Source organism: Rhizobium fabae, from assembly GCF_003985135.1.
GTDB lineage: Bacteria > Pseudomonadota > Alphaproteobacteria > Rhizobiales > Rhizobiaceae > Rhizobium > Rhizobium pisi.
In genome coordinates, this window is record NZ_ML133659.1 from 112,725 (window position 1) to 131,741 (window position 19,017).

At 62.1% G+C, this 19,017-nt stretch carries 16 protein-coding genes and 1 pseudogene; 13 read left to right on the top strand and 4 right to left on the bottom strand.

Features of this window, described 5'->3' with window-relative positions:
* Window positions 1–29 precede the first annotated feature (29 nt).
* The 4 genes and pseudogenes from EFB14_RS27115 to EFB14_RS27130 all read left to right on the top strand — a co-directional run.
* Window positions 30–758: pseudogene (locus EFB14_RS27115) on the top strand (carbon-nitrogen hydrolase family protein); the annotation flags it as partial.
* Window positions 759–800: 42 nt separating this feature from the next.
* Window positions 801–1,295, top strand: a complete 495-nt coding sequence (locus tag EFB14_RS27120) for a GNAT family N-acetyltransferase (RefSeq protein WP_126829619.1) — start codon at window positions 801–803, stop codon at window positions 1,293–1,295.
* 15 nt (window positions 1,296–1,310) lie between these two features.
* Window positions 1,311–1,820, top strand: coding sequence for a GNAT family N-acetyltransferase (locus tag EFB14_RS27125; protein WP_126829584.1), 510 nt, complete (start codon window positions 1,311–1,313; stop codon window positions 1,818–1,820).
* An 81-nt stretch (window positions 1,821–1,901) separates the two neighbouring features.
* Window positions 1,902–2,516 carry a class I SAM-dependent methyltransferase gene (locus tag EFB14_RS27130; protein WP_126829585.1) on the top strand — a complete coding sequence of 205 codons (615 nt, stop codon included), beginning with the start codon at window positions 1,902–1,904 and terminating at the stop codon, window positions 2,514–2,516.
* Between the two features lie 22 nt (window positions 2,517–2,538).
* Here EFB14_RS27130 and EFB14_RS27135 read toward each other — a convergent pair whose 3' ends face one another.
* The 4 genes from EFB14_RS27135 to EFB14_RS27150 all read right to left on the bottom strand — a co-directional run bounded on the left by EFB14_RS27135 (window position 2,539) and on the right by EFB14_RS27150 (window position 5,977).
* Entirely contained in the window at window positions 2,539–3,069 is a 531-nt protein-coding gene (locus EFB14_RS27135; protein ID WP_126829586.1) for an AAA family ATPase, read from the bottom strand.
* A gap of 2 nt (window positions 3,070–3,071) precedes the next feature.
* Complete coding sequence (locus tag EFB14_RS27140) at window positions 3,072–4,148, bottom strand: D-alanine--D-alanine ligase family protein (protein WP_126829587.1); 1,077 nt, start codon at window positions 4,146–4,148, stop codon at window positions 3,072–3,074.
* Between the two features lie 31 nt (window positions 4,149–4,179).
* Window positions 4,180–4,794 (bottom strand): C39 family peptidase, encoded by a 615-nt coding sequence (locus EFB14_RS27145; RefSeq protein ID WP_126829588.1) that lies wholly within the window; start codon window positions 4,792–4,794, stop codon window positions 4,180–4,182.
* Window positions 4,795–4,933: 139 nt separating this feature from the next.
* Window positions 4,934–5,977, bottom strand: coding sequence for a LacI family transcriptional regulator (locus EFB14_RS27150; protein ID WP_126829589.1), 1,044 nt, complete (start codon window positions 5,975–5,977; stop codon window positions 4,934–4,936).
* A 454-nt stretch (window positions 5,978–6,431) separates the two neighbouring features.
* Between EFB14_RS27150 and EFB14_RS27155 the strand changes: the two genes are divergently transcribed.
* The 9 genes from EFB14_RS27155 to EFB14_RS27195 all read left to right on the top strand — a co-directional run bounded on the left by EFB14_RS27155 (window position 6,432) and on the right by EFB14_RS27195 (window position 18,521).
* Window positions 6,432–7,667 (top strand): ABC transporter substrate-binding protein, encoded by a 1,236-nt coding sequence (locus EFB14_RS27155; protein WP_126829590.1) that lies wholly within the window; start codon window positions 6,432–6,434, stop codon window positions 7,665–7,667.
* Between the two features lie 162 nt (window positions 7,668–7,829).
* Window positions 7,830–8,735 carry a carbohydrate ABC transporter permease gene (locus EFB14_RS27160; RefSeq protein WP_126829591.1) on the top strand — a complete coding sequence of 302 codons (906 nt, stop codon included), beginning with the start codon at window positions 7,830–7,832 and terminating at the stop codon, window positions 8,733–8,735.
* The gene (locus tag EFB14_RS27165) at window positions 8,728–9,672 is read left to right on the top strand and encodes a carbohydrate ABC transporter permease (protein ID WP_126829592.1); all 945 of its coding nucleotides are present in this window, start codon (window positions 8,728–8,730) and stop codon (window positions 9,670–9,672) included. Before EFB14_RS27160 ends, EFB14_RS27165 begins: the two co-directional genes overlap by 8 nt.
* Window positions 9,673–9,676: 4 nt before the next feature.
* Window positions 9,677–10,783: an ABC transporter ATP-binding protein gene (locus EFB14_RS27170; RefSeq protein ID WP_126829593.1), complete on the top strand. Its 1,107-nt coding sequence runs from the start codon at window positions 9,677–9,679 to the stop codon at window positions 10,781–10,783.
* Between the two features lie 240 nt (window positions 10,784–11,023).
* On the top strand, window positions 11,024–13,483 hold the full coding sequence (locus EFB14_RS27175; protein ID WP_126829594.1) for a beta-mannosidase: 2,460 nt from the start codon (window positions 11,024–11,026) through the stop codon (window positions 13,481–13,483).
* A 38-nt stretch (window positions 13,484–13,521) separates the two neighbouring features.
* The gene (locus EFB14_RS27180; RefSeq protein WP_126829595.1) at window positions 13,522–14,283 is read left to right on the top strand and encodes a sugar phosphate isomerase/epimerase family protein; all 762 of its coding nucleotides are present in this window, start codon (window positions 13,522–13,524) and stop codon (window positions 14,281–14,283) included.
* An 8-nt stretch (window positions 14,284–14,291) separates the two neighbouring features.
* On the top strand, window positions 14,292–15,425 hold the full coding sequence (locus EFB14_RS27185; protein ID WP_126829596.1) for a Gfo/Idh/MocA family protein: 1,134 nt from the start codon (window positions 14,292–14,294) through the stop codon (window positions 15,423–15,425).
* Window positions 15,426–15,779: 354 nt separating this feature from the next.
* Window positions 15,780–16,811 (top strand): L-glyceraldehyde 3-phosphate reductase, encoded by a 1,032-nt coding sequence (gene mgrA / locus EFB14_RS27190; RefSeq protein WP_126829597.1) that lies wholly within the window; start codon window positions 15,780–15,782, stop codon window positions 16,809–16,811.
* Window positions 16,812–16,907: 96 nt separating this feature from the next.
* Window positions 16,908–18,521: a glycoside hydrolase family 43 protein gene (locus tag EFB14_RS27195; protein ID WP_126829598.1), complete on the top strand. Its 1,614-nt coding sequence runs from the start codon at window positions 16,908–16,910 to the stop codon at window positions 18,519–18,521.
* Window positions 18,522–19,017: the final 496 nt, after the last annotated feature.

Genomic DNA, 19,017 nt, shown 5'->3' on the forward strand with positions numbered 1-19,017 from the left:
TGGGGTGCGTCGCAAATAAGGAGATCAAGGTGAGGAGCGTTCGGATAGCTGCCGCGCAGACGCTGGAATTCCGGGAGAATATCGACGCGGCCCTGGATCACGCCATTGAAGTCTCGGCGCTTGCCGAGGCCGATGGCGTTGCCCTGCTGCTTTTTCCCGAGGCATTTCTCCAGGGCTATCTCACCGATGAACCATCGGCGCGCCGCGTTGCGCTCGATCTCGCATCGGCCGAATTCGCGGCGATCCTGGATCGGTTGCCGAAATCGGGACCGGTGTTGGTCTTCGGGGTGATCGAGATCGATGAGGGGCGATTGTTCAACACAGCAGTTGTCGTCGAGCGTGGCGTTCTCATCGGCCGCTATCGGAAAGCTCATCTGTTGCGCGGCGAACATGCCTTCCAAGTCGGGAAGGAGAGCCCGCTTTTTGCCGTCGATGGCCTCCGCTTCGGCATCAACATCTGTTACGACACGAACTTCCCCGAAGCGGCGGCGAAGATCGCCGCGCTCGGCGCATCCCTGATCCTGTGCCTTTCCAACAATATGATGCCAAGGGACAGGGCGGAAACATTGAAGGAGCGGCATAACGCGGTTCGTGGTGAAAGGTGCCGTGAAACAGGCCTATGGCTGATATCGGCCGATGTGACGGGCGAGCGCGACGGACGCATCGCCTGGGGACCGACGGCCGTGCGGAGCCCGGAAGGTCGCGTCGCGGCACAGCTGCCGCTAGAAGAACTTGGCTTGTTGGTCTTCGACTTTCCCAGCATAGCATCTGCAGACTATCGCGCCGAGGAGTTGATAGAGATGCATATCCGATCTGAGACGCCGGCAGATGTCGACGCGATCCACGATCTGACCACGACTGCCTTCACGCCGATGCCCTACAGCGAGGGTACAGAAGCGGAGATCATCCGGCGGCTTCGCTTGAGCGGCGACCTGACGATATCGCTGGTTGCCGAAGAGGCGGGCGAGATCCTGGGGCATGTCGCGTATTCGGCTGTGACGATCGACGGGGTGCATGACGGCTGGTTCGGGCTGGGTCCGATATCGGTGAAGCCGGAGAGACAGCGGCGGGGGATCGGCAGGGCGCTGATTGCCAGAGGGCTCGAATTGCTGCGGGAGATGGGTGCGAGCGGATGCGCGCTGATCGGCAATCCCGACGTTTACGGCGGTGCGGGTTTCAGCAGCGACGGACAGCTGACATATCACGATCTCGAAACGCGGCTCGTGCAGCGGATCGTTTTTCGAGGGCCGGCACCGAGCGGGATGCTTCGGTTCGCTCCGGCGTTCGAAAACTAGCAGAAAGGCGACGACATGTCCGAAACCGGTGCGATCACCATCCGGACCGAGCGTCTGACGCTCCGCATGCCCGAAATCGGCGACTTCGAGGCTTATGCTCGGCTGATGGCCTCGCCGCGATCCGTCGGCATGGGCGGCCCGTTTGATCTGCGTGTGGCTTGGGGGATGTTCTGCCATGATGTCGCTCTCTGGCAGCTTTTCGGGCATGGGGCGCTGATGATCGACCTTGCCGAAACCGGCGAATGCGTCGGCCAGGTGGGGATCAATCATGGGCCGCTCTTTCCGGCAAAGGAGCTGGGATGGTTCGTCTACGACGGGTATGAGGGCCGCGGCTACGCGACGGAAGCGGCCTCCGCGTTGCGTAGCTGGGCTTTCGCGACGCTCAAGCTGCCGTCGCTCGTCAGTTATATCGCGCCTGATAACGCTGCCTCGATCGCCGTTGCGGAACGGCTGGGGGCGCGTCTCGATCCCGCAGCGCCACGAACCGATCCCAACGATCTCGTCTACCGTCACCTCGCTTCCTGAGGCCATGGTCGCGGGCGGCGAGCGGTTGGTGGCAGATGGCTCAACCCCTATATGTTGATCAAGAAATAGGGACAGCGGACGATGGTCACGAAGCGGGAACATTGGGACGAGGTCTACCGCACGAAAGCCAATGACTGTGTCAGCTGGTATCAGCCGACGCCGGAGCCTTCGCTGCGGGCGCTTGAGGATTTGCAACTGCCGGCGACGGTAGCGCTGATCGATGTCGGCGGCGGCGCGTCGAGCCTTGTCGACTGCCTCATCGAACGCGGCTGGGCCGACCTCACCGTTCTCGATATTGCCGCGCCGGCATTGGATGTCGCCAAGGGGCGGCTGCAGGGTGATGCCACCCGGGTCGCCTGGATCGTGGCTGATGTCACCGAATGGCGACCCGGCCGGCGCTACGATGTTTGGCACGACCGCGCCGTTTTTCATTTCCTCACCGAGCCGCAGCAGCGGCTCGCCTATCGCCATGCGCTCGAAACCGGTACGGCGCCGGGCAGCGTCGTCATCATCGCGACCTTCGCACCTGACGGGCCTGAACGCTGCAGCGGTCTGCCGGTCCAGCGTTACGACGCAGCCGCCCTCGCGGTGGAATTCGGCTCCGCCTTCGCGCTCGAACGCGACTGGCGGGAAGAGCATACGACGCCCGGCAGGGGCCGGCAGTCGTTTCAGTGGTGCGTCTTTCGCCGGCGCTGATAGGCCAGCTGCCTAAACGCGACTAATTCGCCCTCAAGCGATCGAGGATGAAATCCGCCCGGTCGGCGACCGTGATTTTCGGCAGCACGACAACCTCGTAGCCAAGTGCCGGATAGGTCGCGAGGAGCCGGTCATGTTCCGCAACCGCTTCTTCGAAGCTATGGCGGCGCTCGGGATCGGTGGTGTAGATCTCGGGCCATGGCGGCGTGAGAAAAACGCTTCTGTTATAGCGGTGGGCAGCGCTCAGTCTTTCCAGGGCCGGTTCTCCTGTCAGATACTGAAGCGCTGAGGCAGCATCAATCAGCCCGCGATCGAAAAACGTCCAGCCGGCCCTTCCGCTCGCCGTGTGATCGGCTATCGCCATCTCGATCGCGCGGCGGGCGAAGGCCGCCGAATCGACCCAGGGCAGGGCGGTGCCATTGCTCTCGAGCTCCTGTTTGACGATCCTCCGGCCGGGCTCTTCGACGATCGTATGGCCACGGCGGCCAAGCTCCGTAAGGAGCGTCGATTTTCCGCCGCCGGAGCATCCCGAAATCAGGACCAGCCTGTTCATGATCAGCCTGCTCGGTCGGCGCGCGCCATGCCGTGGTCCACCAATCGGTCGATGATCTCGGCGTAGCTGATGCCGCTTGCCGCCATCGCCTTGGAATACATGCTGATATCGGTGAAGCCGGGAATGGTGTTGAGCTCGTTGATGACGAAGCGCATGTCGGACGTCAGGAAAAAATCGACGCGCGCCATGCCGTCGCAGCCGACGGCCCGGAACGCCTTGGCGGCCATATCACGCATGTCGGCCTCGACCTCCGGCGGCAGGTCGGCGGGCACTTTCAATGCGGCGCCATTCTCGTCGATATATTTGGCGTCGTAATTGTAGAAGCCGTGGCTTTCCGCCGGTACGATTTCGCCCGGGCGTGAGACGAAGAGCTTTCCGTCGGTCGCCTCCAGCACGCTGAATTCGATCTCGCGGCCGGCGATGAATTCCTCGGCCAGCAGGGTGCGATCATGGCGGAAGGCTTGCTCCAGCGCTGCCGCGAACTCCTGGCTGGCATGGACCTTGGCGACGCCGACGGACGAACCCTGTCGCGCCGGCTTGATGAAGAGCGGCAGGCCGAGTTCAGCGTCGAGCGCGGCGAGCGGAGGAACGGCACCCTGATGGATCGTCACGGCGCGTGCCACCGGCAGGCCCGCCGCCCTCAGCAGGCGCTTGGCGATATCCTTGTCGAGCGCTGCGGCCGAACCGAGGATGCCGCAGCCGGCGAGCGGCACGCGCGCCACCTCCGCCACACCCTGCACCGACCCATCTTCGCCGTGCGGGCCGTGGAGTACGGGAAAGAGGATGTCGATCCCTCGAAGCTCATGCGGCGCGCCATAGGCTGACATCGCCAGCATTCGGCCGCGGCCGCCCGGGACGAGGCAGACTTCCGTGCCTGACGAAGGTGTCGCCAACGCGCCATCCTCGAAGCTGCTCAGCAGCCATTGCCCCTCGCGGGTGATGAAGATGGGAACGGCGTCATATCTTTCGGGATTCAGCGCGCCCATGACATTGGTCGCCGAAAGGATGGAAACCTCGTGCTCGGCCGAGCGGCCGCCGAAAAGCACGGCGATGCGCAGCCTGTTGGGGGAAGGGGTCATGAAACCTCCTGATGATCTGCAGTTGAAAGGGTCAGGCTTCGATCGATATGCCGCGACCCGCAAAGAAACGATCGAAGACGGCAAGGGGAAGGGTGACGTCGGCCTGGCTCGCCTCGTCATGGCCGGACGGATTGTGGAAGCGGATCGTCTCCGGTGAGGCTGATGTCACCAGCACGAGATGCCCGCCTTTCGATGGCGGCTCGCGCTCCGGCCAGCGGATGCCCGAATTCACTGAAGCGATGAAGAAGCGCCGCTTCGACAGGAGATCGGGAATGGCGGATGTCGTAACCCCGGTCATTATCTCTGCGCCGAGCCCGAAGCGCTCGCTCGCGAAGCGAACGAAGGGTGCATAGATCAGCCCCTTGATCGAGGCGTCGATTTCGTTGACGACGTAACCGCCATAGGCAGTGCAGGCGCGGGCAAGCTCGAGGGTCGGATGGATCTCGCCGCGGGCGGCAAGGATCATCTTCAGGCAGGCCATGCCGCAGACATTCACCGCCCAGCGCGCATATTCCTCGATCGTGTCGGCTCCCGAATGGCGCCAGAGCGGATCGCCGAGCAGCGCCTGCGTTCCCTCGGCAAGCACCGGCAGCGTCATGCCGGGTGTTTCCCACTGGCTGAAATAAGGCACGCCGCTCTGCTGCATCCCGTCGATATCCCCGTTATTCTCCTTATGAGATGTGGGGCAATCTTGGCTTTTTCGAGCCGATGCCGCTCGCGCCATCGCCTGCCGGTAGCGTTGTTTCGTCAGTTGCCGTCCGGCTTAGACGCTTCCTACGATCGCGCTACCTGCCGCCCTCCGGCCAGACCGGCTGGCTGATGCTCTGGAGCAGTTCCGGCTCCACCCCGTCGATGCGGGCGATGACGGCTTTGGCCATTTCGCGGCCGGCCTGGCGCACGTCTTCCTGGGCAGTGATGATCTCGGGGCGGATCCAGTTGAGGATCGGCACGGACTGCTTCGAGACCATGTCGAGATCGCGGCCGACCGCCTTGCCGGCGGCCTCGATGCCGGCATTGACGGCGATGGCCGCGCTGCCGGCTGAACAGACGATGCCGTCGGGGGCGTTCGCCGAGCGCATCATCACCTCGACGACATCGCGAATATCGGCGAGCGGCGCGTCGGTGTTGACGCGTAGCGGAACTTCTTCGGCGCCGTAATCATGCAGGCCGGTCTGAAAACCGATGCGGATATGGGCGTAGTAGGTGAGCTTACTCGGCGGCTGCAGCAGGGCGATGCGCCGCCGGCCGCGCTTGACGAGCCGCTCCACTGCCTGATGGGCGAAGGCCTCGTTGTCGAAATCGTGGAAGGGGTGGGTGAGACCCGCATCGGTGCGCCCGTGGGTGGCGAAGGGCATGCCGCGCTCGGTCAGGAGCCGTACGCGCGGATCGTCCGGCTCGATGCGGGAGATGATGACGCCGTCGGCAGAACCGGTATCAAGAATGTAACGCACCGGCAGCATGGGGTCCTTGCTGTGGGAATGCGGGGTGACGACGATATGATAGGGGGTGCCGGACAGCACCTCGGAGATGCCGAAGACCATCTGGCTCGAGAAGCCCATGATCTCCTCGTCGATGCTGAGGACGAGGGCGATGACGTTGGTCTTGCCGGTGCGCAGGCGCACACCCGCCCTGTTCGGCTGGTAGCCGAGCTGGCGGGCGACCATGCGCACCCGCTCCTTGGTTTCCGCCCCAATATCGGGCGCATCCTTCAGCGCCCGCGATACCGTGGTCACGCCAAGGCCGGTCATGAAGGCGATCGTCTTCAGTGTCGGGCGCTCGCGCGTCACCGGCGCCGATGCCGCTTGTCCGAAATTTCCCTTGTTTTCCATCCCTCTAGGCCTGCCTCGCGCGAATTGGTCTCGCTTATAGAGGCTTTTTCAAGCGCGGTAAGCCCGCAGCCTACCAAAATCGCGCCTCCCTAAGGAGGTCAATCTGTAACGATACAGTAGAAATGTCGAGTGTTTTTTCTTGCGTGCATCGCAGCATCATCCGCATAGGTTGAATCGCGATTTTTTACCCGGTTTTTCTGCACTTGCGAAACGGGCAATATGAGGGATGAAGTTACGCTGCAAAATTTATTGTTTATTTTCAATTTATTGGATCGATATCGCATATGCGAAGTAGCCTTTACGGCTGCTAGTTTGGCGAGCGCGGCGATCCGAACGGAAACAGTTATAAGTAGTAATATCGATCTTTAAGGAAAAATTTACAGGCGGGCAGTTGCGTGGGGAAATCGATTGATCTAAGTTTTTCCGGCAACGTTTCAGTGAGGGAGGAGAACTCATGAAAATCCGTATGATGGCGGCCATGCTTGCCGCTTCGGCAGCGCTTCCGCTTGGTGCCGCCAGCGCCACCGATCTCGAAGTCACGCATTGGTGGACCTCAGGCGGCGAAGCCGCAGCCGTCGCCGAGCTGGCGAAGGCATTCGATGCCACCGGCAACCACTGGGTGGACGGCGCAATCGCCGGTTCCGGCGGCACCGCGCGTCCGATCATGATCAGCCGCATCACCGGCGGCGACCCGATGGGCGCCACCCAGTTCAACCACGGCCGCCAGGCAGAGGAACTCGTTCAGGCCGGGCTGATGCGCGACCTGACCGATGTCGCGACCGCCGAGCACTGGAAGGACATCGTTCGTCCGTCGAGCCTGCTCGATTCCTGCACGATCGACGGCAAGATCTACTGCGCTCCCGTCAACATCCATTCCTGGCAGTGGCTGTGGCTTTCGAACGCGGCCTTCAAGAAGGCCGGCGTCCCGGTTCCGAAGAATTGGGACGAGTTCGTCGCCGCCGCTCCGGCTCTTGAAAAGGCAGGCATCATTCCGCTCGCCGTCGGTGGTCAGCCGTGGCAGGCGACAGGCGCCTTCGACGTGCTGATGGTCGCCGTCGCCGGTAAAGACGTCTTCAACAAGGTGTTCAAGGACAAGGACGCGGAAGTTGCCGCTGGCCCTGAGATCGCCAAGGTCTTCAAGGCCGCCGACGACGCCCGCAAGATGTCCAAGGGCAGCAACGTCCAGGATTGGAACCAGGCGACCAACCTCGTCATTACGGGCAAGGCCGGCGGCCAGATCATGGGTGACTGGGCGCAGGGCGAATTCCAGGTCGCCAAGCAGGTTGCCGGCAAGGATTATACCTGCCTGCCAGGCCTCGGCGTGAACGAGATCATCTCGACCAACGGTGATGCCTTCTACTTCCCGCTGCTGAAGGACCCGGAAAAGTCCAAGGCGCAGGCCGTGCTCGCCAAAACCCTGCTCGATCCCAAGACCCAGGTTGCCTTCAACCTGAAGAAGGGCTCGCTGCCGGTTCGCGCCGACGTCGATCTCGCCGCCGCCAACGACTGCATGAAGAAGGGTCTCGACATCCTGGCGAAGGGCAACGTGATCCAGGGCACCGACCAGCTGCTTTCGGCCGACAGCCAGAAGCAGAAGGAAGACCTCTTCTCCGAATTCTTCGCCAATCCGTCGATGACGCCGGAAGACGCCCAGAAGCGTTTTGCCAAGATCATCGCTTCGGCTGACTGATCGGCAGATTCGCTGCCCTTGCGATCCGGCTCCCCGGAGCCGGATCCTCCCGGACGTTTTTCGGTGGTCTTTCCGGCACTGCCGGCGGATCCCGGGACAGGGGTGGAAGGCGGCCACGCCGTTTTATCACGGGTCGCAGCTGCGATGTGAGGAGAAGTGTTCATGACGGGTCAAGCGCAAGCAGGCCGGCCAAACAAGTTACTGCGCAATCTGAATGCCAAGATTGCGTCCATTCCGATGATCCTGACAGCGCTGGTGATTTTTGTCGGCGGCACGTTCTGGACGGTCTTTTATTCCTTTACGAATTCCAAGCTGCTTCCGCGGCTGAGCTTTGTCGGCATCGAACAGTATGAGCGCCTCTGGGCGGCGCCGCGATGGGTGACGGCGATCGAGAACCTTGCGCTCTACGGCGTCCTGTCGCTGATCTTCAGCCTGGTCATCGGTTTTATGCTCGCCGCGCTGATGGACCAGAAGATCCGCTTCGAAAACACCTTCCGCACCATCTTCCTTTATCCCTTCGCGCTGTCTTTCATCGTGACGGGCCTCGTCTGGCAATGGATTCTGAACCCGGATTTCGGCGTGCAGTCGGTCGTGCGCTCGCTCGGCTGGACGAGCTTCACCTTCAATCCGCTCTATACGCCAGAGATCGTCATCTACGGCATTCTGATCGCGGCGCTCTGGCAGGGAACGGGGCTCGTCATGTGCCTGATGCTTGCCGGCCTGCGCGGCATCGACGAGGACATCTGGAAGGCTGCGCGCGTTGACGGCATTCCGATGTGGAGAACCTATCTCTTCATCGTCATCCCCATGATGCGGCCGGTCTTCATCACGACGATCGTCATCATCGCCTCCGGCATCGTCAAGGTCTACGACCTCGTCGTGGCGCAGACGTCGGGCGGGCCCGGTATCTCTTCGGAAGTGCCGGCCAAATACGTCTACGATTACATGTTCCAGGCGCAGAACCTGGGGCAGGGCTTCGCCGCATCGACCATGATGCTGGTCACGGTCGCGATCATCATCGTTCCGTGGGCCTATCTCGAATTCGGAGGAGGGCGCAAGCGTGGCTAATATCGAGACCCTCAACACCACTGCAGCCGCTAGCGACGCGGTCGCGCCGAAACTCGGCGAAGGCCCAAGGGGCGCGAGGCCGCGCCCTGCGCTGTCGGGGCGCAATATCATGCTCTACGGCACGCTGATCGTGGCGGCGCTTTATTATCTACTGCCGCTCTACGTGATGGTCGTGACGTCGCTGAAGGGCATGCCGGAAATTCGTCTCGGCAACATCTTCTCGCCGCCGATGGAGGTCACCTTCGAACCCTGGGTGAAGGCCTGGGCGGAGGCCTGCACCGGCCTCAACTGCGATGGCCTGTCGCGCGGTTTCTGGAATTCGGTGCGTATCACGGTGCCGTCCGTCATCATCTCGATCGCGATCGCCTCGGTGAACGGCTATGCGCTGGCAAACTGGCGCTTCAAGGGATCCGAGCTCTTCTTCTCGATCCTCATCATCGGTGCGTTCATTCCTTATCAGGTGATGATCTATCCGATCGTCATCATCCTGCGCGAAATCGGCATCTATGGCACGCTGACCGGCCTCGTCATCGTGCATTCGATCTTCGGCATGCCGATCCTGACGCTGCTCTTCCGCAACTACTTCGTGTCGCTGCCGGAAGAGCTGTTCAAGGCGGCGCGCGTCGACGGGGCGGGCTTCTGGCAGATCTTCCTGAAGATCATGCTGCCCATGTCGCTGCCGATCTTCGTCGTGGCGATGATCCTGCAGGTGACCGGCATCTGGAACGACTTCCTGTTCGGCGTGGTCTTCACCCGGCCGGATACCTATCCGATGACCGTGCAGCTCAACAACATCGTCAATTCCGTTCAGGGCGTGAAGGAATACAACGTCAACATGGCAGCAACGATCCTCACCGGCCTGGTGCCGCTGATCGTCTATTTCGTCTCCGGGCGACTTTTCGTACGCGGCATCGCCGCCGGCGCAGTGAAGGGGTGATCACATGAACATGAATTCCAGTGTCTCCAATGCGAGCGTCTCCATCAAGGATCTGTCGCTGAACTTCGGATCGGTCAGCGTGCTGAAGGATCTCAATCTCGACATCAACGACGGCGAATTCCTGGTGCTGCTCGGCTCGTCGGGCTGCGGCAAGTCGACCTTGCTCAACTGCATCGCCGGCCTGCTCGACGCTTCCGAAGGGCAGATCTTCATCAAGGGCAAGAACGTCACCTGGGAAGAGCCGAAGGACCGCGGCATCGGCATGGTCTTCCAGTCCTATGCGCTCTATCCGCAGATGACTGTTGAAAAGAACCTCTCCTTCGGCCTTCGGGTCGCCAAGGTGCCGCAGGCCGAAATCGACAAGCGCGTGGCGCGTGCGGCCGAGATCCTGCAGATCCAGCCGCTCCTGAAGCGCAAGCCGGCCGAGCTTTCCGGCGGCCAGCGCCAGCGAGTGGCGATCGGCCGGGCGCTGGTGCGCGACGTTGATGTTTTCCTGTTCGACGAGCCGCTGTCCAACCTCGACGCCAAACTGCGCTCGGAACTGCGCGTCGAGATCAAGCGCCTGCACCAGTCGCTTGAGAATACGATGATCTACGTCACCCACGACCAGATCGAGGCACTGACGCTCGCCGACCGCATCGCCATCATGAAGAGCGGCATCATCCAGCAGCTCGACGACCCGACGACGATCTACAACCGGCCGCGCAATCTCTTCGTCGCCGGCTTCATCGGCTCGCCGTCGATGAACTTCCTGCGCGGCAAACTCATCCAGTCGGGCGACGGCATTGCCTTTACGGCCAACGGCGTCAACTTCTCGCTTGCCGGCTACGACGCCTCCGAGACGCTGCAACCCGGCCGCAAGGTGGTGCTCGGCGTTCGCCCCGAGCATATCAAGGTCAACGAGAACACCGGCGGCGAAGAGCACGACGCCACCGTCGATATCGAGGAGCCGATGGGCGCGGACAATCTTCTGTGGCTGAAACATGCCGGTCACACGATGTCGGTACGTGTCAACGGCGCGCGCCGCTTCAATGTCGGCGCCAAGGTGAAGCTCAGCTTCGACATGACTGTCGCCTCGGTCTTCGATGCCGAGAGCGAGTTGCGTCTCTAGAAGGTTCTGCGGCGGGGTCATCGGGCCGGGGCGAGTTTGGCGAGAAAGCCAACCGCGCTCTCCGTCATCCTCGGCCTTGTGCCGAGGATCTATGCCTGCCTGCAGGTGGACGCGGAGTGGATCCTCGGGTCAAGCCCTGGGATGACGGAGCGGGGGCGAGGGGGCGCCTTTGACCAACGACAGCTATCGGACGGCGAGCAAACGCCGTCCTTTTCAAAAACGTAAATCGGAAATGACATCGTGACGCAACAACCGACCCCCTCCAGCATCGACCTTTCCGGTTCGTGGCAGCTCACCTCCGTCGATGGCGAAATCCGGACATCGATCGCGCTGCCGGGTGATGTGCATACGGCGCTGCACCGGGCGAAGCTCATTCCCGATCCCTATTTCGGTCGCAACGAGGAGAAGGTGCAGTGGGTCGCCGAGCGCGAATGGGCGGTCGAGCGCAGCTTCACGCTTCAGGAGGCCGAGGGCGACTGGTATCTAGATATCGACTATCTCGACACGGTGGCCAGCGTTCACGTCAACGGCTTTCTGGCGCTCGAAGCCGACAACAGCTTCCGCCGCTACCGGCCTGATGTATCGAGCATGCTGAAAGCGGGCGACAACGTCATCCGCATCGTCTTTGCCTCGAATGTCGCCGTTGGTGCCGAGCGGCAGAAGCAGCAGCCCTTCTATATTCCCTACAGCACCGGCAATTCGCCGATCCCTGACGGCAACATGCTGCGCAAGCCGCAATGCCATTTCGGCTGGGACTGGAATATCGCCATTGCGCCGCTCGGCCTCTACGGCACGATTGCGCTACGCAAGCTGGAAACGGCGCGCATCGAACATGTCGTCACCCGCCAGACCCACAACAACGACGGCTCGGTCGATCTTACGGTCACGGCGAACCTGTTTTCCAAGCATGCCGGCATCGCCCAGGTCTATTTCGACCTCGACGGCGAGCGCGTGCGCCTCGATGTCGGCGTCAAGGGCGAGACGGATGTCAACCATCTCTTCCATATCGACGAGCCGCGGCTCTGGTGGCCCTCCGGCAGCGGCGAACAGGCGCTCTACGCGCTTTCCGTCGAGCTGTCCGATGAGGTGGTGACCAGGCAGATCGGCCTTCGCACCATCGAGCTGATCACCACGCCGGATGCATCAGGCAGCCGCTTCGCCTTCAAGGTCAACGGCCGCGAGATCTTCTGCCGCGGCGCCAACTGGATCCCGGCCGACGCCCTCTATTCGCTCTCTTCGCCTGAAAAGACCGAGGACCTGCTGCAATCGGCCAAAGCCGCCAACATGAACATGATCCGTGTCTGGGGCGGCGGCTTCTACGAGCAGGATCATTTCTACGATCTCTGCGACCGGCTGGGCCTGATGGTCTGGCAGGACTTCATGTTCGCCTGCAACCTCTATCCCTCGACCGAGGACTTCCTCGACAATGTGACCATCGAGGTCGATTACCAGGTGCGCCGGCTTTCCTCGCATCCTTCGATCGCGCTCTGGTGCGGCGACAACGAGCTGGTGGGCGCGCTGACCTGGTTCGAGGAATCGCGGAAGGATCGCGACCGCTACCTCGTCTCCTATGACCGCCTCAACCGCACCATCGAGCAGGCGGTGAAGAAGGCGCTGCCCGGCGCGCTCTGGTGGCCGTCGAGCCCGGCTTCCGGCTATCTCGATTTCGGCGATGCCTGGCATGCCGATGGCTCCGGCGACATGCATTACTGGTCGGTCTGGCACGAGAACAAATCGTTCGACAATTATCGTTCGGTGCGCCCGCGCTTCTGCTCGGAGTTCGGCTTCCAGTCCTATACCTCGCTGCCCGTCATCAGGACCTATGCCGAGGAGAAAGACATGAACGTCGCTTCCCCCGTGATGGAGCTGCACCAGAAGAATGCCGGCGGCAACGAGCGCATCGCCGGCACGATGTTCCGCTATTTCCGCTTTCCCAAGGATTTCCCGAATTTCGTCTATCTCTCCCAGATCCAGCAGGGGCTGGCGATCAAGACGGCTGTGGAATACTGGCGGTCGCTGAAACCCCATTGCATGGGCACGATTTACTGGCAGCTCAACGACACCTGGCCGGTCGCCTCCTGGTCGAGCCTCGATTATGGCGGCCGCTGGAAGGCGATGCACTATCTCGTCAAGCGCTTTTTCCAGCCGGTCGCAATCGCTGCCATCCCCTCGGACGACGGCAAGACGATCCGCTTCTCGCTTGTCAACGACACGTTGGCCGATGTCAGCGTCGATCTTTCGATCTCGATCCTGACGACGAAGGGCGAGCGCAAGCACCTGAAAGACGTGCAGGCCGTGTGCTCGCCGGATGCGGCGGTAACGGCTGCGACGATCGACATCTCCGATATCCCTGAGGGAACGCTGCTTGCCTGGAATTTCACCGCGTCGAACGGCATGGGCGGCGAGGGGCATTATGTCAACGGCACCTACAAGGCGTTGGAGCTTGAGCCCTCCGGGCTTGGTGTCACTCACGAATATGTCGAGGCGAGCGGCGCGGTCGATATCAACGTCACCGCCAGGGGACTTGCGCTCTTCGTGATGATCGAGAGCGAGACGGACGGCAAATATTCCGACAACGCCTTCGATCTTGCGGCCGACGAGAGCCGCCGCATCACCTTCACCCCGGCAGCGCCGCTTGCAAGCGGCGGGCTGCCGGAATTCCGGTTCTACGACCTGCATTCCTGCCAGTCGGCGAATTGATCCTTGAAAGAATGGGCACGAGGCCCAAGGAGACCATAATGACGAAACTCAGCTACCAGCTCTACAGCGCGCGCAACTTCCAGCCTTATTCGGCGATTTTCGAAAAGCTCGGCAAGGCGGGCTATGCCGAAGTCGAGGGTTTCGGCGGCATCTATGCCGATCCCGACGATGCCGGACTGAAGAGCCTTCGCGCCGATCTCGACAAGAACGGCCTGGTCATGGCGACCGGCCATTTCAGCCCCGATTTCCTGGAGAAGGAAGTTCAGAAATCACTGAACATTGCCAAGATCCTCGGCATGGATTCGATCTATGCGCCGCATATCGGCGCCGACGAGCGCCCGGCTGACGCCGCCGGCTGGGTTGCCTTCGGCAAGCGCCTGCAGGAGATGAGCAAGCCCTACAAGGATGCCGGCTATGAATTCGGCTGGCACAATCATGATTTCGAATTCTTCAAGCTGCAGGACGGCTCGCGGCCGATCGAGCGCATCTTCGAAGGCGCGCCCGACATTTCCTGGGAAGCCGACATCGCCTGGGTCATCCGCGGCGGCGCCGATCCCTTCGCCTGGATCGAGAAGCTCGGGCCGCGCATCACCGCTGTGCATGTCAAGGACATCGCGCCGGCCGGCGAAGCGACGGATGAGGGCGGCTGGGCCGATGTCGGCCACGGCAAGGTCGAATGGGCGAAGCTGATGACGGCGCTCCGCGCCACCAAGGCCAAGCACTACGTCGTCGAACATGACAACCCGAATGATATCGACCGCAACATCAGCCGCTCGATCGCATCCTTCCAGACCTATTGAGGCACATCATGACCAGGGAACTTGGCGTCGGCATCATCGGATGCGGCAACATCTCCACCACCTACTTTTCGCTTGCACCGCTCTTCAAGGGGCTGAAGGTGCTGGCCTGCGCCGATATCAACGTGCAGGCCGCCGAGGCCCGCGCCAAGGAATATGGCGTCAGGGCGCAGACGATCGACGCGCTTCTCGCCAATGACGAGATCGACGTCGTCGTCAACCTGACGATCCCGGACGCGCATTTTCCGGTGTCGAAGGCGATCCTCGAGGCCGGAAAACACGTCTATTCGGAAAAGCCGCTGGTGCTTTCGCTGGAGCAGGGCGAGGAGCTTCGCCGCATCGCCAAGGCGAAGAACCTTGCCGTCGGCTGCGCGCCCGATACCTTCCTCGGTGGCGCCCATCAGCTCGCCCGCAAGTTCATCGACGACGGCGGCATCGGTCGAGTGACATCAGGCGCCTGCTACGTCATGAGCCCCGGCATGGAGATGTGGCATCCGAATCCTGATTTCTTCTTCCTGCCCGGCGGCGGCCCGATCCTCGATCTCGGGCCTTATTATGTCGCCAACTTGATCAACCTGATCGGCCCGGTGAAGCGCGTCGGCGCCATGACTTCCATGGCATCGGCAACCCGGACGATCACCAGCCAACCGCGTCACGGCGAAATCATCCCTGTGAAGACGCCGACAACGATCCAGGCACTGCTCGAATTCGTCAGCGGCGCCACGGTGACGCTGACGGCGAGCTGGGACGTGTGGTCGCATCGCCATGCCAATATGGAGCTCTACGGCACGGACGGCTCGCTCTATGTGCCGGACCCGAACTTCTTCGGCGGCACCGTCGAGGCAAGCGGCCGCGACAAGGACATCAAGCCGCTCGAGGCCTGGGAGCATCCGTTCGGCAAGATCAACCAGGAGAACCCGAACGGCGCGCGCGCCAACTACCGCACGGCCGGTCTTGCCGACATGGTGACCGCGCTGATCGAGGGCCGCGACGCCCGCTGCTCGCTCGACCGCACGCTGCACGGCGTCGACGTCATGACCTCGATCCTGAAGTCGGGCGAGGAGGGCCGTTTCATCGACCTGACGACGACCTGTACGCAGCCGGCCGCGCTTGGCATCGAAGAAGCGCAGGCGCTGTTGCGGTAGAGATGACGCGCGCCGTGGGCTTGCCCTGTCGGCGCGCTTGCTCCAATAGTGTCGTCATCCTCGGGCCTGCCCCACGGCCGTCCGGTTCGTGCCGATGGCTGCCCCTCACCCTAACCCTCTCCCCGTAAAAACGGGGAGAGGGGACGTGCCAAACGCAACGCCGAGGTTGAGGTTGGGGAAGGCGGGGCGGCATGTCCCTTCGCCCCGTTTACGGGGGTCCGAGGGACGGGTCGAGACCAGTGGCGCTCGACCCCGGCAAAGGTGCCGACAGGCGGATGAGGGGCAGGCGCCGACGCGGTCTTAAGCCTGGATGTCGCATAACGACTACACGGATATTATACGAAGGAGAGTTTCATGAGCTGGCAACCGGCCGCAGACCGCTATTCGAAAATGAAATATAACCGCACGGGTCGTTCCGGCCTGAAGCTGCCGGCCGTCTCCCTCGGCCTCTGGCACAATTTCGGTGGTGATACGCCGCATGACCGCAAGATCGACATGTGCCGCACGGCCTTCGACCTTGGCATCACCCATTTCGATCTCGCCAACAATTACGGCCCGCCTCCCGGCAGCGCTGAGACGGCCTTCGGCGAGATCCTGCGGACCGAATTTTCCGGGCTCCGCGACGAGCTGATCATCTCTTCGAAAGCCGGCTACGACATGTGGCCAGGACCCTATGGCGAATGGGGCAGCCGCAAGTATCTGATCGCCTCCTGCGACCAGAGCCTGAAGCGCGTGGGCCTCGACTATGTCGACATCTTCTATTCACACCGCTTCGACCCGGAGACGCCGCTGGAGGAGACCTGCGGCGCGCTCGACTACATCGTCCGCTCCGGCCGGGCGCTCTATGTCGGCATCTCCTCCTATAATTCGCAGCGCACTCGCGAAGCAGCCGCCATCCTCAAGGCTCTCGGCACGCCCTGCCTGATCCACCAGCCGAGCTATTCCATGCTCAACCGCTGGGTCGAGGACGACAAGCTGCTCGATACGCTCGATGACGTCGGCATGGGCTCGATCGTGTTCTCGCCGCTCGCCCAGGGCATGCTGACGACGAAGTACCTCGCCGGCATTCCGGAAGACAGCCGTGCTGCGCAGAACCACTTCCTGAAGCGCGACTTCATCCGTCCCTCGATCATCGACAATATCAAGAAGCTGAACGGGATTGCCGAAAAGCGCGGCCAGACGCTGGCGCAGATGGCAATCGCCTGGGTGCTGCGCGGCGGCCGCGTGACCTCGGCGCTGATCGGCGCCAGCCGCTCATCGCAGATCGTCGATTGCGTCAAGGCGCTGGATAATCTCGATTTCACCGCCGAGGAGCTTGCCGAGATCGACGTCTACGCCCGCGAGGCTGACATCAATCTCTGGGCCAAGTCGGCTGAACGCGCATAATCACATCAGGCCCGGGAGGAAAGCCTCCCGGGCTCTTTTCTGCTATAAATTGATGTACGTGCAGCAAATACCCGCCACTCGGAGGAGGCCGCTCTCATGATCCGCAATCCCATCCTGCCGGGGTTCAATCCCGATCCGTCTATCTGCCGCGTCGGCGACGATTATTACATCGCCACCTCGACTTTCGAATGGTATCCCGGCGTCCAGATCCACCATTCGCGCGACCTGGTGAACTGGACGCTGGTGCGCCGGCCGCTGGAGCGGAGATCACAGCTCGACATGCGCGGCAATCCCGATAGCTGCGGCATCTGGGCGCCGTGTCTTTCCCATGCCGACGGGCAGTTCTGGCTTGTTTATACCGACGTCAAACGCTTCGACGGCAATTTCAAGGATGCGCATAATTACATCGTGACGTCACCCTCGATCGAGGGCGAATGGTCCGAGCCCGTCTATGTCAATTCCTCGGGCTTCGATCCCTCGCTGTTCCACGACGACGACGGCCGCAAGTGGTTCGTCAACATGCAGTGGAACCACCGCACCGAGAGCTTCGGCGGCTCGCCAAAATCGCCCGCCTTCGACGGCATCCTCCTGCAGGAATGGGATCCGGCGACGCAGGCGTTGATAGGTTCGATCCGCAACATTTTCGCCGGCAGCCCGCTCGGCCTCGTCGAGGGACCGCATCTCTTCAAGCGCAACGGCTGGTATTATCTGACGACTGCCGAGGGCGGCACTGGCTACGACCACGCCGTCACCATGGCGCGCTCGCGCAGCATCGAAGGCCCCTATGAGATGCATCCGAACATGCACCTCATCACCTCCAAGGATCATCCGGGCGCAATTCTGCAGCGGGCAGGGCACGGCCAGTACGTCGAGACGCCGGACGGTCAGGCCTACCACACCCATCTCTGCGGCCGACCGCTGCCGCCGAAGCGGCGCTGCACGCTGGGGCGCGAGACCTCCTTGCAGAAATGCGTCTGGCGCGACGACGATTGGCTCTATCTGGAAAACGGCACCTCGGTGCCCGATGTCGAGGTGCCCGGTCTCTTCGGCGCGGCGCCGGTGGAAAAGCCGATGCGCAGCGAATACAGCTTCGATGGAGCCAGGTTGCCCGCCGACTTCCAGTGGCTGCGCACGCCCGAGCCCGCGCGCATTTTCAACCTGACGGACCGTTCCGGCCATCTGCGCCTGATCGGGCGCGAAAGCATCGGCTCCTGGTTCGAACAGGCGCTGGTCGCCCGCCGGCAGGAACATCACAGCTTCCGCGCCGAGACGGTGGTCGAATTCTCGCCCGACACCTATCAGCAGGTCGCGGGGCTGACGCATTACTACAACCGCCATAAGTTCCATGCGGTTGCAGTGACGCTGCACGAAACGCTTGGCCGTTGCGTCACCATCCTCTCCTGCAACGGCGACTATCCAAACGGACGCCTGAGCTTCCCTGCCGAAGGCGGAGTGGCGATTGCCGCCGAGGGCCGCGTCCAGCTCGCCATGGAAATCCGCGAGAACGACCTGCAATTCTTCTGGCAGACGGAAGGCAAGGGCGCCTGGCAACCAATCGGCCCGGTCCTCGACGCCGGGGTGATTTCCGACGAGGGCGGGCGCGGCGAACATGGCTCCTTCACCGGCGCTTTTGCGGGCATGTTTGCCTTCGATACGTCGGGGCGCGGGAAGACGGCGGATTTCGACTGGTTTGCTTATGACGAGTTGTGAGGGTGGGCGGCCATTTGCTACGGATGCCCCATGCTCACGATGACACAAAAAGAAAGCCGGCGCGGAGGCCGGCTAAGACGAACGCGGCTGGACAGGGGATACTGGCCGGTTCCAAGCACTTGGTGACTGACAATAACTTTCACTACATGCCGAGGCAGCGAAAATGGGGGCGCAACGAGAACACCCGAAGACGGCTCCGCAAAGGGATGGGCGGCGGGGCGGATGCCGGTGCTTGCCTCGGCTCCCTTATCGGGCATGAATATCACCGGATGATGACATCCGAAATCGGCCGCTGCCTTTCTTTTCGCCAAGGGAAGGCCCTCCGCAAAGACGTGGGATGCCAGCTATTTCGACCGCGCCGGGAGGCGCGCTTGCTCCTCCAATCTCGTTGAAAAATGAGTGTCGCCGGCAGCAGCGGCGGCGCCTCTGACAACTGTGTTAGCTGGGCGTGAATGCTGTGTTCACGCCCCACAGGATGTCAAAGCGTCGCAAAGGG

Bases quoted from the DNA above. Each gene is read 5' to 3' on its own strand.
- EFB14_RS27135 (WP_126829586.1), bottom strand. From the start codon at position 3,069: ATGAACAGGCTGGTCCTGATTTCGGGATGCTCCGGCGGCGGAAAATCG.
- EFB14_RS27195 (WP_126829598.1), top strand. From the start codon at position 16,908: ATGATCCGCAATCCCATCCTGCCGGGGTTCAATCCCGATCCGTCTATC.
- EFB14_RS27155 (WP_126829590.1), top strand. From the start codon at position 6,432: ATGAAAATCCGTATGATGGCGGCCATGCTTGCCGCTTCGGCAGCGCTT.
- EFB14_RS27160 (WP_126829591.1), top strand. From the start codon at position 7,830: ATGACGGGTCAAGCGCAAGCAGGCCGGCCAAACAAGTTACTGCGCAAT.
- EFB14_RS27170 (WP_126829593.1), top strand. From the start codon at position 9,677: ATGAACATGAATTCCAGTGTCTCCAATGCGAGCGTCTCCATCAAGGAT.
- EFB14_RS27140 (WP_126829587.1), bottom strand. From the start codon at position 4,148: ATGACCCCTTCCCCCAACAGGCTGCGCATCGCCGTGCTTTTCGGCGGC.
- EFB14_RS27145 (WP_126829588.1), bottom strand. From the start codon at position 4,794: ATGCAGCAGAGCGGCGTGCCTTATTTCAGCCAGTGGGAAACACCCGGC.
- EFB14_RS27125 (WP_126829584.1), top strand. From the start codon at position 1,311: ATGTCCGAAACCGGTGCGATCACCATCCGGACCGAGCGTCTGACGCTC.
- mgrA (WP_126829597.1), top strand. From the start codon at position 15,780: ATGAGCTGGCAACCGGCCGCAGACCGCTATTCGAAAATGAAATATAAC.
- EFB14_RS27185 (WP_126829596.1), top strand. From the start codon at position 14,292: ATGACCAGGGAACTTGGCGTCGGCATCATCGGATGCGGCAACATCTCC.
- EFB14_RS27150 (WP_126829589.1), bottom strand. From the start codon at position 5,977: ATGGAAAACAAGGGAAATTTCGGACAAGCGGCATCGGCGCCGGTGACG.
- EFB14_RS27130 (WP_126829585.1), top strand. From the start codon at position 1,902: ATGGTCACGAAGCGGGAACATTGGGACGAGGTCTACCGCACGAAAGCC.
- EFB14_RS27120 (WP_126829619.1), top strand. From the start codon at position 801: ATGCATATCCGATCTGAGACGCCGGCAGATGTCGACGCGATCCACGAT.
- EFB14_RS27180 (WP_126829595.1), top strand. From the start codon at position 13,522: ATGACGAAACTCAGCTACCAGCTCTACAGCGCGCGCAACTTCCAGCCT.